General features: G+C 57.7%; 13 protein-coding genes. All 13 read left to right on the top strand.

Annotation, left to right across the window (positions count from 1 at the left end; all coding sequences use genetic code 11):
• Nucleotides 1-54 precede the first annotated feature (54 nt).
• The 13 genes from ACKPCU_RS15890 (at nt 55) to fliE (ending at nt 15,662) form a co-directional block, all read left to right on the top strand.
• Nucleotides 55-1,086 carry a DegT/DnrJ/EryC1/StrS family aminotransferase gene (locus tag ACKPCU_RS15890; RefSeq protein ID WP_321348194.1) on the top strand — a complete coding sequence of 344 codons (1,032 nt, stop codon included), beginning with the start codon at nt 55-57 and terminating at the stop codon, nt 1,084-1,086.
• Nucleotides 1,087-1,105: 19 nt separating this feature from the next.
• Complete coding sequence (locus ACKPCU_RS15885; protein WP_104737947.1) at nt 1,106-1,513, top strand: sugar 3,4-ketoisomerase; 408 nt, start codon at nt 1,106-1,108, stop codon at nt 1,511-1,513.
• A gap of 82 nt (nt 1,514-1,595) precedes the next feature.
• Entirely contained in the window at nt 1,596-5,918 is a 4,323-nt protein-coding gene (locus ACKPCU_RS15880; protein ID WP_321348190.1) for a glycosyltransferase, read from the top strand.
• A gap of 253 nt (nt 5,919-6,171) precedes the next feature.
• Nucleotides 6,172-7,371, top strand: a complete 1,200-nt coding sequence (locus ACKPCU_RS15875) for a flagellin (protein WP_321348188.1) — start codon at nt 6,172-6,174, stop codon at nt 7,369-7,371.
• Between the two features lie 74 nt (nt 7,372-7,445).
• A complete protein-coding gene (locus tag ACKPCU_RS15870; protein ID WP_104737945.1) occupies nt 7,446-7,850 on the top strand; it encodes a flagellar protein FlaG in 405 nt (134 codons plus the stop codon).
• A 97-nt stretch (nt 7,851-7,947) separates the two neighbouring features.
• Nucleotides 7,948-9,402: a flagellar filament capping protein FliD gene (fliD, locus tag ACKPCU_RS15865; protein ID WP_321348185.1), complete on the top strand. Its 1,455-nt coding sequence runs from the start codon at nt 7,948-7,950 to the stop codon at nt 9,400-9,402.
• A gap of 4 nt (nt 9,403-9,406) precedes the next feature.
• Nucleotides 9,407-9,775, top strand: a complete 369-nt coding sequence (gene fliS, locus ACKPCU_RS15860; protein ID WP_321348184.1) for a flagellar export chaperone FliS — start codon at nt 9,407-9,409, stop codon at nt 9,773-9,775.
• A 132-nt stretch (nt 9,776-9,907) separates the two neighbouring features.
• On the top strand, nt 9,908-10,291 hold the full coding sequence (gene fliS / locus ACKPCU_RS15855) for a flagellar export chaperone FliS (protein ID WP_104737942.1): 384 nt from the start codon (nt 9,908-9,910) through the stop codon (nt 10,289-10,291).
• A 10-nt stretch (nt 10,292-10,301) separates the two neighbouring features.
• Complete coding sequence (locus tag ACKPCU_RS15850) at nt 10,302-10,598, top strand: flagellar protein FliT (protein ID WP_170063027.1); 297 nt, start codon at nt 10,302-10,304, stop codon at nt 10,596-10,598.
• Nucleotides 10,599-10,925: 327 nt separating this feature from the next.
• Nucleotides 10,926-12,395, top strand: a complete 1,470-nt coding sequence (locus tag ACKPCU_RS15845; RefSeq protein ID WP_321348182.1) for a sigma-54 dependent transcriptional regulator — start codon at nt 10,926-10,928, stop codon at nt 12,393-12,395.
• Nucleotides 12,396-12,505: 110 nt separating this feature from the next.
• Entirely contained in the window at nt 12,506-13,762 is a 1,257-nt protein-coding gene (locus tag ACKPCU_RS15840; protein WP_321348180.1) for a sensor histidine kinase, read from the top strand.
• Nucleotides 13,749-15,170, top strand: a complete 1,422-nt coding sequence (locus ACKPCU_RS15835) for a sigma-54-dependent transcriptional regulator (RefSeq protein WP_321348178.1) — start codon at nt 13,749-13,751, stop codon at nt 15,168-15,170. Before ACKPCU_RS15840 ends, ACKPCU_RS15835 begins: the two co-directional genes overlap by 14 nt.
• Nucleotides 15,171-15,329: 159 nt before the next feature.
• Nucleotides 15,330-15,662, top strand: coding sequence for a flagellar hook-basal body complex protein FliE (gene fliE / locus ACKPCU_RS15830; protein ID WP_321348176.1), 333 nt, complete (start codon nt 15,330-15,332; stop codon nt 15,660-15,662).
• The last annotated feature ends 2 nt before the right edge of the window (nt 15,663-15,664 follow it).

Raw genomic sequence — 15,664 nt, 5'->3', positions numbered from 1 at the left:
AGAGCGCTTAACGAGCCTTTTCGCCCGGCAATTCGAGAAGCGTTGGACCGTGTTATGGATTCGGGTTATTACCTGCTCGGCGAGGAGGTTGCCGCTTTCGAGGGTCGGTTTGCGCGCTACTGCGGGTGCGCTGCCGCCATCGGCGTGGCCAATGGGCTGGATGCGCTTACCCTGGTGCTGAGAGGGTGGAAGGAACTCGGGCAACTGAGCGATGGCGACGAAGTCATCGTGCCCGCCAACACCTACATTGCAACGCTGCTGGCGATCAGCGCCAGCGGTTTGGTGCCGGTGCCGGTTGATCCCGATGCTGACTCTTTCAATCTTGACGCAGACGGTGTTCGGCGTGCGCTCACAGCGCGTACACGCGTGGTTTTGCCGGTGCATCTGTATGGTCGTATGGTCGACATGCCGGCGATTATGTCGCTGGCACAGGAGCACGGCTTGCTGGTGCTGGAAGATGCGGCTCAGGCGCATGGCGCGACGTGTGAGGGACAGCGGGCCGGCAGTTGGGGGCACGCTGCCGGTTTTAGCTTTTACCCGGGCAAGGTGCTCGGCGCTCTCGGAGATGCCGGCGCGGTGACGACCTCGGATCCGGAGCTGGCAGGCGTGGTGCGCTGTCTTGCAAACTACGGATCCAGTGAGAAGTACATTTTTCCCGTTAAGGGAAGCAACAGTCGGATGGATGAGTTACAGGCAGCGATTCTGAATATCAAGCTGAACGAACTGGAACAACATCTGACTGGGCGCAGGGCGGCAGCGCTGGCTTATCAGCAGGGAATTGCCAATTCTGCACTCAAACTGCCGACGGGTGTCTTAGACGAGCATGCCTGGCACCTTTACGTTGTGCGCTGTCGCGAGCGCGAGCGCTTGCGCGAGCACCTGACCCGCGAAGGTATCGGTTGCCTGATACATTACCCGCTGCCGCCACATCGCCAGGGAGCCTATGCTGATTTGAGCACCCGGGTCTTGCCGATTACCGAGCGTCTGTCGGAAAGCGTGCTCAGTCTGCCGATTTATCCTGGGGTGGACTCGCAGTCTGTCATTGATGCCTGCAATCGGTTCTCCGGTGCGGCTTGGTCCGAATAACAACACAGGAGACCTCACCTTGGCGCTGGACGATTGTCGAATTATCGAATTGCCGCAAGTACATGATCAGCGTGGCAATTTGACCTTTGTCGAGGGCGGACGTCACGTACCCTTCGATATACGCCGTGCGTACTATCTGTATGACGTTCCTGCCGGCTCGCACCGTGGTGGGCATGCCCATCGCGAGTTGTCTCAGTTGATCATCGCGATGTCCGGCAGCTTCGACATCTTGCTGGATGACGGGTGCGAAAAGAGAAAGTTTCACCTGGCTCGGCCGCATTATGGCCTGCTGATTACGCCGATGGTGTGGCGAGAAATGGACAACTTTTCAGGTGGTTCTGTCTGCATGGTGTTGGCCTCCGCGCACTATGACGAGAGTGACTATTTTCGCGATTACCAGCAGTTCTGTGCGGCAGCATCGCGCTGATCCATCAGTGCTGTTGCGATGACGTTTATTTATTGCCGGGGGGCTCTTTCTCACCCGGTTAATCCAGGAATCAGGGAATCCCATGCGCGTTGAAAAACCTGTTGATGTTTCCGTTGTTGTCATGTCGTACAACAATGCACGCTACATCGGTGAGACCATCGAATCGGTTCTGGCCCAGCAGGATGTTGAGCTTGAGCTGATCATTGTGGATGACTGCTCCACTGACGGCTCGTTGGATGTTGTCCGCCGCTACCAGAAAGACCCGCGGCTCAGCGTGCAGGTAAACGCTGAGAACCTCGGACAGACCGGCAACTTCAACAAGTGTGTGGTCTGCGGAACGGGCCGCTATGTTGTCGTGCTTGGCTCTGATGACATCCTGTATCCCGGGCACCTGGCCGAGCTGGTCAAGGCGCTGGATGCCAACCCTGAGGCGGCCCTGGCCTACTCGCAATGTACGTGGATTGATGAGGCCGGGAAGGTGCTGAAGTATGTGGACCATCGCGGACACCTGCCCCAGTCCTATTCCGGTGGGCGAGATGAGGTTGTTGATTTGTTGTCATTCGACAACTACATCACGCCCTCGACGGTGATGCTGCGTCGCAGCATTCTCGATGATATTCGCCTCGAGAACGGCGATTACGCGCAAGAAGGGATGCTCGCGGGTGATTGGGAACTGTGGGTTCGGATTGCCCGCCATCACCCGAACTTCGCCTTTGTCAGACGCTCGTCGGTAGGCTATCGGGTGCACGGCAACCAGGTATCTCAGGATTTTTATCGCTCCGAGCGGCCGCTATGGGAGCATCTGCACATCCTCGAACTGAACCTGCTTGATCTGGCGACTCGGCCGCGCCTGCAAGCGGCAGCTGAAAGGGTTTGGCAGTTGGTTGAGGGGCGCATGTCGCATTTCTCGCCAGAGGTGGTTGCCAAGTACCGCGACGATATTACGCGAGTGCGACGTTTGCTCTTTGCTCTTCCTGAGGTGGATGAGGCGAGTTCCGATTTTCTTTTTTCTGTGGTGGTGACCACCTACAACCGTCCGGCGATGCTGCTGGACGCATTACGCAGTCTGTCTGCCCAGACTCTGCGTGACTTCGAAGTGATTCTGGTGAATGACCACGGTGAGCCAGTGGAAGCGCTGCTGGGCGAGTTTGATTTTCCGCTCACGTATATCTACAAGGGGCGCAACGAGGGTTTGTCTGCTGCGCGCAACTCGGCACTGGCGCTGGCGCGCGGGCGCTACGTTTGCTACCTGGATGACGACGACTGCTATGCGCCATCTCACCTGCAGACGCTGCTTGCGGCGTTCGAGGAGCACGGCGAATGTGTTGTTTATACCGGGGTAGAATACGTTGCCGAGCGTATTGAGGCGGGTGAACGGGTAGAGCTCTCGCGTGAAGTTCAGTTTGTACACGACAGTTATGACCGTGAGCGACTGTTCATTCATAACTACATACCGGTAAATACCTGGGCTCATCCGCGCTCTATGCTGCGCGACGTCGGGCAGTTCGATACCAGCCTGACCGCGCTCGAAGATTGGGACCTGCTGCTGCGCCTGGCGGCTCGCTTCCCTCTGGTGCATGTGGCGGACGTCACCGCCGAGGTGCGGACCCGGGAAGCTGGAAGCGGTTCGGATGATCATATGTTGAGCCGCGAACGAGAGCGGTTCGCCTCTTTATACCAGGAGATCTATCGACGCCATTCTGATTTGGCCAGTGACCGTGTTCGCAAGGGGCGAGCGCTTCAGCTCCGAAGCCTTGGGGTGACCGGCAAGGTCGATGCGACGCCAGTGCGCACCTGGCTCGCTTCTCGGGTGATGACGCCGGTGCAGCAGCGACTTGCGAAGGAGCACATTGAAGCGTGTCGATCCGCTGGCGCGACGCTGACTGTTCTTGTACTGGATATGGCTGCCGACGCAGCCGCGTTGGCGCGGTCGATCCGCTCACTGACCTGCGACGTCGATGCCGGGAACATCTCGCTGCATGTGTTGAGTACCGGCGCGCGGCCGGATAACTCGATGCCAGCCTGGAGTCAATGTGAGCAGCAAGACTGGGTCGAAGCGCTAAACCGTTTGCTGGCAGAGCTGACCTGCGACTGGGTCATGTTGTTGCAGGCCGGCGATGAGCTGGTTTCCAGCGGGGTGCAGGTGGTGTCGCTGGAATTGTTGGCCAACCCCGACTGCCGTGCCATCTATGCGGATGCTTTGTGGCACCAGGAAGGTGATGACCTTGGTCCCCTTTTGCGTCCGGATTTCAACCTCGACTACTTGCTGAGTTTTCCTCGTGGCCTGATCGGTAACTGGTTGTTCCGACGCACCGAACTACTGGGGCTGGGAGGCTTCGCGCAAGATAGTGGCGAGGCCATGGAGCTGGATGTGGTGTTGCGCCTGATCAACCAGCAGGGAGTGAGCGGTTTTGGGCATGTTTCCGAGCCACTGGTGCTGAACTCAGCATCACTGCTTACAGACTCCGTAAAAGAGCGTGATGCCATCACCCGGCATCTGCGTGCGCGTGGCTATGACCAGGCTGCTGTTGTGGCGGTTCGGCCTGGGCAGTATCGGGTCGAATACGGACACAGCGAGCAGCCTTTAGTCTCCATCGTCATTATCGTACGAGACCAACTGGCGGCAGCCCAGCGCTGTGTCATGAGTGTGTTGGAGCATACTCAGTACCCCAGATATCAGATTCTGCTGGTGGATAACGCGAGCTCTGATCCGGCAACGCTGCAGTGGCTGCAGTCGGTTGAAGAGATGGCGAGTGATCAACTGCTGGTCCTGCGTTCAGCCACGGAGCTGTCCGACAGCGACCTATACAACCAGGCAGCCTTGAACGCCGAGGGTGACTATCTGTTGTTGTTACAGGCAGAGGCGGCGGTGCTGGAGGCCGGTTGGCTGGACGCGCTGCTCAATCATGGACTGCGGCCGGAGGTGGGCGCTGTAGGTGCCAAAGCGATTGATGCTGATGGCAAGGTAACCAGTGCCGGTCTTGTACTTGGGCTGCAGGGGCCCGCGGGCAGGGTGTTTGTCGGTGAGTCGGTCGATGCGCCCGGCTATATGCAGCGCCTGCAGGTTGACCTGAATCCAAGCGCGCTGGGTGCGGGCTGTGTGCTGGTCCGCAAGTCTGTCTACGTTGAGCTTGGTGGTCTTGACGCTGTCGAGTTTGATGGCCAGGCGGCGCTGCTGGATCTGTGCCTGCGGTTGACGGCAAACGGCCATCTGTTGGTCTGGACGCCGGCGGCTACGCTGTTGCTTGCGAGCACACCTGAGGCGTTGCCTACTGAGGTTGAGGACAAACTCTATCAACGTTGGCTGCCACGCTTGGCACGGGATCCTGCCTATAACGCGAATTTTTCCTTAGTAAGGAAGGGCGGCTTCAAGCTGACTGATACGCAGATTTCCTGGCGGCCGCTGGATATCTGGCGGCCCAGTCCAGTTGTGCTGGCGCACCCTGCCGACATCTTTGGTTGCGGGCACTATCGTGTGATTCAACCGTTCGGCGCGTTGTTGGCGGCCGGGCTGGTGGACGGTGCGCTTTCACAAGGGTTGATGCACCCTGCTGACCTTGAGCGATACAACCCGGATGTGATCATTTTGCAGCGCCAGATCGGTGACGAGCGTTTGGAAGCGATGCGGCGCATGAAAGCCTTCTCTCCAGCCTTTAAAGTGTATGAACTTGACGACTATCTACCCAATCTGCCGATGAAGAGTGTTCACCGGGCACATATGCCCAAGGACATCGTGCGCTCGCTCAAGCGCGGTCTTGCGCTGGTAGACCGGTTCGTTGTTTCCACCGAACCGTTGGCTGAGGCGCTGAGTGGTTATCACCCTGATATTCGCGTGGTCCCCAATCGGCTGGAGCCGCGCATTTGGGGCAACCTGCCGGAGTCTCTGCGGGGGCAGTCCGGAAAACCGCGCGTCGGCTGGGCTGGTGGCTCCAGTCATACTGGTGACCTTGAACTGATCATGGATGTTGTTCGTGATCTGGCAAGTGAGGTTGAGTGGGTGTTCTTTGGGATGTGTCCGGATGCGATCAGGCCCTATGTGCATGAATTTCATCCCGGTGTACGGATCGACGAGTATCCGCGTAAGCTGGCAAGCCTTAATCTGGACCTGGCATTGGCCCCGGTTGAAGAGAACCTGTTCAACGAGTGCAAGAGTAATCTGCGTCTGCTCGAATATGGCATCTGCGCGTACCCGGTCATCTGCTCGGACGTACGCTGTTACGCGGGTGATTTGCCGGTAACTCGAGTGAAGAACCGCTATCGCGACTGGATGGAGGCGATTCGCATGCACCTAGCCGACGCTGCCGCCTCAGCCAGCCAGGGCAGGGCCCTGCAGCAGGCGGTGCGTGCGCGCTGGATGCTGGACGAGCAGGGGCTCACCGCCTGGCAGCAGGGCTGGTTGCCCTGAACCGTTGGGCAGTGACGAACGGTCGCTAAAGGATTTCTGCCTGAGGTCGATACATGGATCGTGGCTGGCATGGTTGCCAGTCACGCTATAGCTGACTGGAAGAATTCGCCGATAAAAAATGAATTTCCTCCTAAAGCTTTCGGACAAGGTGTCGATAAAGTAATCGAATGCGAACTCAATGGGTGCCTGGGCAGGTCCGGCCCACGAGTCGCAAGCTCAGGCAAACATTTTCAGGTCCTTTGGAGGCAATACCATGGCCCTTACAGTCAACACAAACACAGCTTCTCTGAACGCTCAGCGCAACTTGGGATCTTCCTCCAACGCGCTGGCCACTTCTCTTGAGCGTCTGTCCTCCGGTTCGCGCATCAACAGCGCAAAAGATGATGCTGCCGGTCTGCAGATCTCCAACCGCCTGACCAGTCAGATTAATGGTCTGGGCGTCGCTGCGAAGAACGCCAACAGCGGTATCTCCATCGCACAAACTGCTGAAGGTGCTCTGCAAGAGTCCACCAACATTCTGCAGCGTATGCGTGACCTGGCTCTGCAATCAGCCAACGGCTCCAACGGTGAAACCGAGCGTGACGCTCTGAACGCTGAAGTGACCGAGCTGAAGAAAGAACTGGATCGTATCGCCAACACTACTGCGTTCGGTGGCAAGAAACTGTTTGATGGCAGCTTTGGTACCGAAACCTTCCAGGTTGGTAGCGCTGCCAACGAAGCGATCAGCATCAAGCTGGATGAAGTTAGCACCAAAGAGCTGAAGAGCGATTCGATCAGCTCCGGTTCGGTTGCTGCTCAGGCCGCCGCTAGTGCTTCTGGTGCTGTTGCAGTCACCTTTACCGTGGCATCCGGCAGCGCTGACGGCACTGATCGTGTCTTCACCATCAGCGCTGAATACGCGTCTGGCGCAACTGCAGCTGAACAGACCCAACTGCTGGCAACCGTGATCAACGATGCCAACATGGGTGTGGGTGCCTTCGTACAGGATGATGGCACTATCTCTGTGGTTACTGACGCCGATGTTGGTACTGCCAAGGGCGAGCTGTCCTTCGCGTTTGCGACTGGTGCGACCGTGGCGGCAGCAGAGACTGCAGCTGGTTCTGCCACTGACGTAGCGCTGTCCGACGTGACCACTAAAAATACTGTGAAAGATATCGACATCAGCGATGCGAAATCTGCTCAGGAAGCGGTCTACATCATCGACGAGGCGATTGCGTCCATCGACTCTCAGCGAGCTGACCTCGGTGCGATTCAGAACCGCTTCGAGTCGACCATCGCTAACTTGCAGAACGTGTCCGAGAACGCCTCTGCCGCTCGCGGCCGGATTCAGGACACTGACTACGCGGCTGAAACTGCAAACCTGACCAAGAACCAGATCCTGCAACAGGCAGGTACTGCGATCCTGGCCCAGGCCAACCAGCTGCCTCAGGCCGTTCTCAGCCTCTTGGGCTAAGAAACGATCCGGGGTAATATGCGGGGGGAGGGCTTCAGCCTTCTCCCCGCTTTGTCCGTTGCGAGGTAAGCACCATGGATATGGGTGTTATCAAACCGTTTGAAGTGACCCGTCCTGCCAGTCGCGCAGCTGCGGTGGAAGCGGGTACTGACGCAAGTCAGGTCAAGCAGATGGATGCTGCACAGAATCGTTCCTCCTCATCCGAACAGGTGGCAACCCAGACCCGCTCTGCGGTTGAGCAGTCACCCGAAGCCGAGCGCGAGAAGCTGCAGGCGGCAGTGTCGGATATTCAGGGTTTTGTCCAGTCGGTGCGCCGTGATATCAACTTCAACCTTGATGAAGACAGCGGCCGGGTGGTTATCAACGTCACCGAGGCAACCAGCGGCGATGTGATTCGCCAGATTCCCTCGGAGGAAGCGTTGCGGTTGGCCGAGAACCTGTCGGAAATTCGCAGCGTGTTGTTCGAAGCAGAGGCCTGACTCTGCTTGCCGGTTTGCTGGCACGTAACTTGCCTGATAGACCGGAACCTTCTTTTCGGCAGGCGATACGTCAAAAAACGGTCGCGAGGTAAGTACTATGGCTATTACTGGTATTGGCTCAGGTCTCGAAATCAACAAGATTGTCAGCGCTCTGGTGAGTGCGGATGGCGCGCCAAAGACGGCCCAGCTGTCTCGCCTTGAGAACGCAACAACCTCCAAGTTCACTGCGCTGGGTAGTTTTCGCAGTGCCTTGTCGACGTTTCAGTCGGTTCTGGAAAAGCTGAACAGCGCTGATCTCTACAATGCTCGCAGTGCAACCTCCGGTGACTCCAAGGTCTTCTCGGTAACGGCAGACTCGGCGGCTTCGGCAGGCAGCTATGACCTCCAGGTCTTTAATCTTGCCCAGACCAGCAAGGTGGCGCTGCGCGGGCAAGCCAACGCGACTGATCCGGTTGGTACCGGGACCCTGACGCTGTCTGCCGGCAGCACGTCAATTGATGTCGAAATTACCGAAGATAACAACAGTCTCTCGGGTATTCGTGATGCCATCAATGCGAAAAGCGCTGACAGCGGGATTACAGCGACGGTTGTGACTGACCCTAATGGCGCAGGTGGCTCCCGTTTGGTACTCAGTTCCAATACTGCGGGCACCGGTAACGACATCAGTGTTGCCGTGACAACCGATGGCAGTGACACCGGTGACCTTAGTGTGCTGGCGTATACGCCGCCTGCAACCACGGATTTTGAACCTACCCCGAGCGATCCGATGGATCCGTTGGGGCCGCGCGTTGTTTCCTACGCGCGAGATGCCAATCTGTCGATCGACGGCCTGGCGATCAGCAGTACCAGTAATACGATTTCTGATGCTATCGACGGCGTCAGCATTACGCTGAAGAAGGCTCAAAGCCAGGAAGATATTGATGCAGGCTCGACTATCAGCCTGTCGGTAGGGCTGGACAAATCAAGTGTCCGGACCTCGCTGGAGTCATTCGTTGATGGCTATAACGCCATGATGAAGAGTATCAACTCCCTCACTTCGGTTACTCCCGTCGGTGGTGATGATGGCGAGCCGTTGGCCGCTGCCCTGGTTGGTGATGCATCCGTCCGTTCGTTGACGGCAGCGCTGCGTACCGAGATGGGGACGGTTGCCAAAGGCGATGTCAGAATTCTGGCTGACTTGGGTATTTCCACAAAGTCGGATGGTACTCTGGAAATTGATTCCGAGAAGCTGGATGACGCGCTTGAGAACAAATTTGAGTCGCTAAGTACCTTTCTGGCCGGCGACGACGGTCTGATGAGCCGACTGAACGCGAAGATTGAGCCCTATACCAAAGACGATGGCATTTTGGAGAAGCGTACGACGTCTCTGCAGAATACGCTGTCCGGTATCGACGATCAGCGGGAGCGTCTGGAAGCGCGGCTGGCAAGCATGGAAACACGCCTGCTGGCGCAATTCAACGCGATGGACACCCTGGTGGCTGGTTTGTCCAGTACCAGTTCTTTTTTGGCTAGCCAATTAGCCAACCTGCCTGGTATAGCGAAGGAGTCGTGAACTTATGGCAAACCCTATTGATACCTACAAGCAGGTAAATGTTACCCAGGAAGTGTCGCAGTATCGTGCTGTACAACTGCTTCTTGATGGCGCCATTGAGCGTTTGAAGCTTGCACGGCACGCACAGGCGCTAGGTAATTCGGAGCGTCGTGGTGTCGCGGTCAGCAGCACCATCAGCATCATCGGTGCGCTACAAGCTTCGCTGGACAAGGACATGGGCGGTGAGATTGCCGAGAACCTCGATGCCCTCTACGACTACATGACGCGCAAGTTGGTTGGTGTGGCCGTAGACGATACCCCGCGCTCGCTGGACGAAGTGCAGCAGCTGCTGGCTGAGATCAAGGCGGCGTGGGACGCTATTGAACCAGCCTGAATCTGGTCCTGTGATTATTGGTGAACTGAGGAACCGGCCTGGGTTGGCCGGTTTTTTTATGCGAAGGCGCTTCAGCTTTTTGACTGCTAGCCGATACAGGGGCATGTGCCACAGCAACGCAGGATCTTGCAGATGAACGCCTACGCAGCAATGAAGCAATACCAGACGGTGAACGTCAACGCTCAGGTCAGTGAAGCGGACCCGCATCGGCTGATTCAGATGCTGATGGAGGGCGGTCTGCAGCGCATTGCTCAGGCCCGGGGCGCAATGCAACATGGTAATGTTGCGCTCAAGGGCGAACTCATTGGCAAGGCGTTGGGGATTATTGGCGGTCTGCGTGATTCGCTGAATGCCGATCAAGGCGGCGAACTGGCGCTCAACCTGGATCGACTTTATGCTTTCATGCAGGATCGTCTGAGTCAGGCCAACCTGAAAAATGACGTCAGTATGCTGGACGAGGTGGCGGAGCTACTGCGCGAAGTCAAGGCTGGCTGGGACGGCATCCGCCAATCGTGAGGATTCAAGCATGGCCAATGCTGTAGAAAAACTGCAGGAAACTCACGCGTCGCTGATAGCGGCCGTGCAGGCGTGTGACTGGCAGCAGGTCGGTGAGCTCGACAAGGCTTGCCGTGAGCAGGTGCGCGCTGCAATGGAAGATCCTGCGAGAGATGATCAGCAGGTAGCGTCCACGCTTGAGGAATTGAGCGAAACCTACCGCGAGGTGGTTGCTTTGTGCCAGGCAGTTCAAGGCAAGCTTGCCGAAGAGCTGCAGGGGCTGCAGCGGGGGCGTCAGGGGGCAAAGGTCTATCAGATGTTTCGCTAGCCGACTGGTGAAATGTTCTCGATCGTCCCTACTGAGGCTAATACCGGCCGTGCGTCCGCTGGGTATCATGTTCTCCGGTGCTGGAGTGGCGTGATGCGAGGTTTGAGTATTTTCGCGCCTTTTTGCTCGACGTTGGTCGCCTCGGCTGCGTTTGTCAGGCCACCTGCGGGAATACCTGCCTGCCAATTTGGCGCCGACAGCGATGCGCCAACTATTTGACTCGCTAGTCGTTTCTGACTACATTATCGGACCATAACAGAGTGTGGCGCAGCGCCATCATGGTGATGCGCTCTGCTCAAGCCTGCTAACAGGAATAGCGCCCCGTCTATGCTGCCAAACAATCATATTTTGCTGATTGATGATTCCGCTCAGAGTCGTCACGATCTGAGTGTCGTTCTGGAGTTTCTCGGGGAAGATGCAATCATCGCCGACAGTGCCGACTGGCTGCAGGTTGCCGCCAACCAGGTCGAATCGGCAGGCGAGGTCAAATGCGTCATTCTTGGGCGTTGCGATCTTGACCAAGGGCTGCCCGCACTGTTGGGTCAGCTCGACAAGTGGGACGAGAATCTGCCCGTCATCCTGCTTGATCCCAGTCAGTCGGCCAGTTGGCCGGACCATCTGAAGCAGCGTCTGCTCGCGGTAATGGAGCCGCCGCTCAGCTACAACCATCTGCTTGACGCTTTGCATCGTGCCCAAGTCTATCGCGAGGTGTTTGAAGAGAACGCCAACCGTCAGCGTCAGCGTGAACCCAATCTGTTTCGCAGTTTGGTTGGCACCAGCCGCTCTATTCAGTCGGTACGGCAGATGATGCAGCAAGTGGCTGATACCGAAGCCACTGTATTGATCCTCGGCGAGTCTGGCACCGGCAAGGAAGTAGTTGCCCGCAATCTGCATTACCATTCCCGTCGGAAGGACGCTCCCTTCGTGCCGGTCAACTGCGGTGCTATCCCGGCCGAGCTGCTGGAAAGCGAGCTGTTTGGCCACGAAAAAGGTGCCTTTACTGGTGCTATCACCAGTAGAGCAGGGCGTTTTGAGCTGGCGCAGGGTGGCACCTTGTTCCTGGATGAGATCGGTGACATGCCGTTGCCGATGCAGGTAAAACTGCTGCGCGTGCTGCAGGAGCGAACCTTTGAGCGGGTTGGTAGCAACAAAGTGCAGAGCGCTGATGTCCGCGTCATCGCGGCAACGCACAAAAATCTCGAGCAGATGATTGAGGATGGTACCTTCCGCGAGGACCTCTATTATCGTCTCAACGTATTCCCCATCGATATGCCAGCCATGCGCGAGCGTATCGAGGACCTGCCGTTATTGCTCAACGAGCTGATCACTCGGATGGAAACCGAAAAGCGTGGCTCCATTCGCTTCAGTACATCGGCAATCATGTCGCTGTGTCAGCACGACTGGCCGGGCAACGTTCGTGAGTTGGCCAACCTGGTTGAACGCATGGCCATCATGCACCCCCATGGCGTAATTGGCGTTGGCGAGCTGCCGCGTAAATTCCGCTATGTGGAGGATGATCAGGATGATCTGCGCCAGCTGCGAGAGACTGAGGATGAGCGTAGCGATGCCTTCAGCGGCTTGGTTGGCCTGGACAGTCCTGCGTTTCTGCCACCGGAGGGGTTGGACCTGAAGGAGTATTTGGCGGGACTGGAGCAAACGCTGATTCAACAGGCGCTGGACGAGTGTGGTGGCGTTGTGGCGCGGGCGGCGGAGCGCTTGCGTATTCGCCGTACTACCCTGGTCGAGAAGATGCGCAAGTATGGACTCAATCGTGGTGCTGATGCGTCAGAAGACTGACGTGACTACGCTAATCTTTTTTTAAGATCCTGTTTTTAAAGGATAACTTATTCTTGGCATAAGGTTTGCAGTGCTTCCCCTGTGTGCTTCATGTATTCAGGGGATACCCCATGGCGGCCAACGTGCAACCCAATCAGAACCCGGCAGATTACCTCGACGATATCGTTCGTGAGGTGATGACATCGGATCGTGCGACCGACAGCGACCAGCTGCACGACGCGTTCGAACGCTTTCAATCGATGTCTGCCCAGTTGGGGGCTTCTCATGCGCTGCTGGAAAGGCAGGTTGTGCTGCTTAAACGGCAGTTGGCTGACAGTCAGGCCCAACGTACCCGGGAGCTGGCCGAAAAGGCTCGACTGGCAGGCCGTTTGCAGAATGTGCTCAATCTGCTGCCCGGTGGCGTCATCATTCTTGATGGTCGAGGCGTGGTACGTGACGCTAATCCGGCTGCTCGCGAATTGCTTGGTGAGCCGCTTGAGGGGCAGCTGTGGCGCGACCTTATCCAGCAGCGCTTTGCCCCGCGCGAAGACGATTACCATGAAGTGTCGTTGCGCAGTGGACGGCGTGTCTCGCTGGCGACCCGTTCATTGGAAGGCGAGCCGGGTCAGTTGATTCTGATTCAGGACCAGACCGAGACGCGTGCGCTACAGTCTGAGCTGGCGCGCAATGAGCGTCTGTCCGCGCTGGGCCGTATGGTGGCCTCACTGGCACACCAGATTCGTACGCCGCTGGCCTCTGCGCTGTTGTACGCCGAGCATCTCGGTGATGAGACGCTGCCGACCGAGCACCGCACCCGTTTTTCCGGTCGTCTGCATGGACGGCTGTTGAGTATTGAGCATCAGATTCGTGACATGCTGCAGTTTGCCAAGGGTGATCTGCCAATCAACGATCTGCTGCCGGTTTCCATTTTTTTTGAATGGCTGCAGAGTCAGGCTGAAAGCGTCATCGAAGCGCGTGGCGGAATCTGTCGCTGGGTCAACCTGTTGCCACAGGATGCGATGCTCCGCTGCAACCGGGATACGTTGGTCGGCGCGGTCATCAATCTGATTGAGAACGCGCTGCAGGCAGGCATGCCGGCACCCAGACTGAAAGTCGTGGCGCGCCTGATCGAAGGGCAGCTGAGCCTGTGCGTGGTCGACGCTGGCCAGGGCATGACGGTCGAGCAGCTGGCACATATCGGCGAGCCCTTTCATACCAGCAAGCCGCAGGGCACCGGTCTTGGTGTGACCGTCGTCAAGTCGGTGGTGAGTGCCCATGGTGGTGCCTTTCATCTGCATAGCAAGGCCGGTTGGGGAACCAGTGCTGAAATCCTGCTGCCGCTGCGGTTGCTCCCTGCCGCGAAGGAGCTAGACCATGAGCAAGTCTGATATCCGTATCCTGCTGGTTGAAGACGATACCAGCCTCAGTGAGGCTCTGGCAGATACCCTGCTGTTGGCGGGGTACGCCTGCGTTCAGGCGGCTGATGCCGAGTCGGCGATTACCCTACTCGGGCGCGAGCAAGTGAGCATGGTGGTCAGTGATGTGAACATGCCGGGCATGGACGGTCATGCGCTGCTGCGGACGTTGCGTGCCGATTATCCGCAATTGCCGGTATTGCTGATGACAGCTTATGGCACTGTGCAGCAAGCTGTCAGCGCCATGCGTGAGGGGGCTGTCGATTATCTGGTAAAACCCTTTGCCCCCAAAGCGTTGTTGGACCTGATAGCGCAGCACACCCAGGGGCGCCTGAGTTCGGCGCCGGGTAGCGGCCCGGTGGCGGTCGATCCAGGTAGCGTGCAGTTGCTGGAGCTGGCAGCGCGGGTGGCGGTCAGTGATTCGACTGTGCTGATTTCAGGCGAGTCCGGTACCGGTAAGGAAGTACTGGCGCGCTATATTCACCAGCAGTCTTCACGTGCCGAACAGCCGTTTATTGCGATCAATTGCGCAGCCATTCCCGACAACATGCTTGAAGCAACCCTGTTCGGTCACGAAAAGGGGGCGTTTACCGGTGCGGTAGCCGCGCAGCCAGGCAAGTTTGAACAGGCCAACGGTGGCACCCTGCTGCTGGACGAAATTTCCGAAATGCCACTTGGGTTGCAGGCGAAACTGCTGCGCGTGTTGCAGGAGCGGGAGGTTGAACGCGTTGGCGGGCGCAAGTTGATTGAACTGAATATCCGCATCATTGCCACCACCAACCGCGATCTGCCTGCCGAGGTTGCGGCAGGCCGGTTTCGTGAGGACCTGTTCTACCGGCTGGGTGTTTTCCCGCTGCAGTGGCGCGCGCTGCGTGAGCGGCCGGCAGACATTCTGCCGATTGCCGAGCGCTTGCTGGCCAAGCATGCGGGCAAGATGAACATGGCCAGTGTCAGTTTTTCGACGCAGGCGGTTCAGGCATTAGAGGCGCATCCCTGGCCGGGCAATGTGCGTGAATTGGATAATGCGATACAGCGGGCGTTGGTGCTGCAGGCTGGTGGTGTAATTCAGCCGTCAGACTTGTGCCTGGATCTGCAGGCCAGCGGTGGCACGCCGGTTTTGCGTAGGGTGCCGGCCAGTCGGCTTGACCCGCTGGCTGAGCAGCCGTTGGCTGATGCTGGGCAGGAGGCTGGTTGTGACCTGGGTACCGGTGTGCGGCAACGTGAGTTCCAATTGATTATCAATGTCCTGCGCGCCGAGCGGGGACGTCGAAAGGAGGCAGCGGAGCGGCTCGGTATCAGCCCACGGACGTTGCGCTACAAGCTCGCGCAGATGCGTGATGCCGGGCTGGATGTGGAAGGTAGTCTGTTCGCGGGCTTCTGACCTCTCACCCTATATTCCCCTTCTTCTGCGCCAGCCTCTCGGCTGGCGTAGGTCGTTTTCCTGTGCCCGTTGGCGCAGGATGCGTTTTGGCATCAAACTTGCTGAGTACCCTGTAAAGCGACTGTAGCCGTCAAAAAACCGGACGGCCTGGAGGCAAACGTGACTCAGGGTGTTGAATTCAATCGATTGATGCTGCAAATGCGCACCATGCAAATGGAAGCCATGGGCAAGCCGCAACCGGTCAAGCCGGCCGAGCCGAGCGTCAACGGTCCAGGTTTTGATGATCTGCTCAAGCAAGCCGTCGACCGCGTCAACGAACTGCAAAAAACTACCTCCGAATTGCAGACTGGTTACGAGCGTGGGGTCGAGGGTATCGATCTGACCGAAGTGATGATTGCCTCGCAGAAATCGTCCGTTGCTTTCCAGGCAATGACGCAGGTGCGCAACAAGATGGTTGCCGCCTACGAAGACATCATGAAAATGCCTATCTAATC

Origin of the sequence: Halopseudomonas oceani, from assembly GCF_963677335.1 — a bacterium.
GTDB classification, from domain to species: domain Bacteria; phylum Pseudomonadota; class Gammaproteobacteria; order Pseudomonadales; family Pseudomonadaceae; genus Halopseudomonas; species Halopseudomonas oceani.
Note: the sequence above shows the minus strand (reverse complement) of the source record. Positions and strands in the feature narration are given on the sequence as shown.

Bases quoted from the DNA above. Each gene is read 5' to 3' on its own strand.
- fliS (WP_321348184.1), top strand. From the start codon at position 9,407: ATGGCAAACCCTATTGATACCTACAAGCAGGTAAATGTTACCCAGGAA.
- ACKPCU_RS15845 (WP_321348182.1), top strand. From the start codon at position 10,926: ATGCTGCCAAACAATCATATTTTGCTGATTGATGATTCCGCTCAGAGT.
- fliS (WP_104737942.1), top strand. From the start codon at position 9,908: ATGAACGCCTACGCAGCAATGAAGCAATACCAGACGGTGAACGTCAAC.
- ACKPCU_RS15890 (WP_321348194.1), top strand. From the start codon at position 55: ATGGATTCGGGTTATTACCTGCTCGGCGAGGAGGTTGCCGCTTTCGAG.
- ACKPCU_RS15850 (WP_170063027.1), top strand. From the start codon at position 10,302: ATGGCCAATGCTGTAGAAAAACTGCAGGAAACTCACGCGTCGCTGATA.
- ACKPCU_RS15870 (WP_104737945.1), top strand. From the start codon at position 7,446: ATGGATATGGGTGTTATCAAACCGTTTGAAGTGACCCGTCCTGCCAGT.
- ACKPCU_RS15880 (WP_321348190.1), top strand. From the start codon at position 1,596: ATGCGCGTTGAAAAACCTGTTGATGTTTCCGTTGTTGTCATGTCGTAC.
- fliD (WP_321348185.1), top strand. From the start codon at position 7,948: ATGGCTATTACTGGTATTGGCTCAGGTCTCGAAATCAACAAGATTGTC.
- ACKPCU_RS15835 (WP_321348178.1), top strand. From the start codon at position 13,749: ATGAGCAAGTCTGATATCCGTATCCTGCTGGTTGAAGACGATACCAGC.
- ACKPCU_RS15840 (WP_321348180.1), top strand. From the start codon at position 12,506: ATGGCGGCCAACGTGCAACCCAATCAGAACCCGGCAGATTACCTCGAC.
- ACKPCU_RS15875 (WP_321348188.1), top strand. From the start codon at position 6,172: ATGGCCCTTACAGTCAACACAAACACAGCTTCTCTGAACGCTCAGCGC.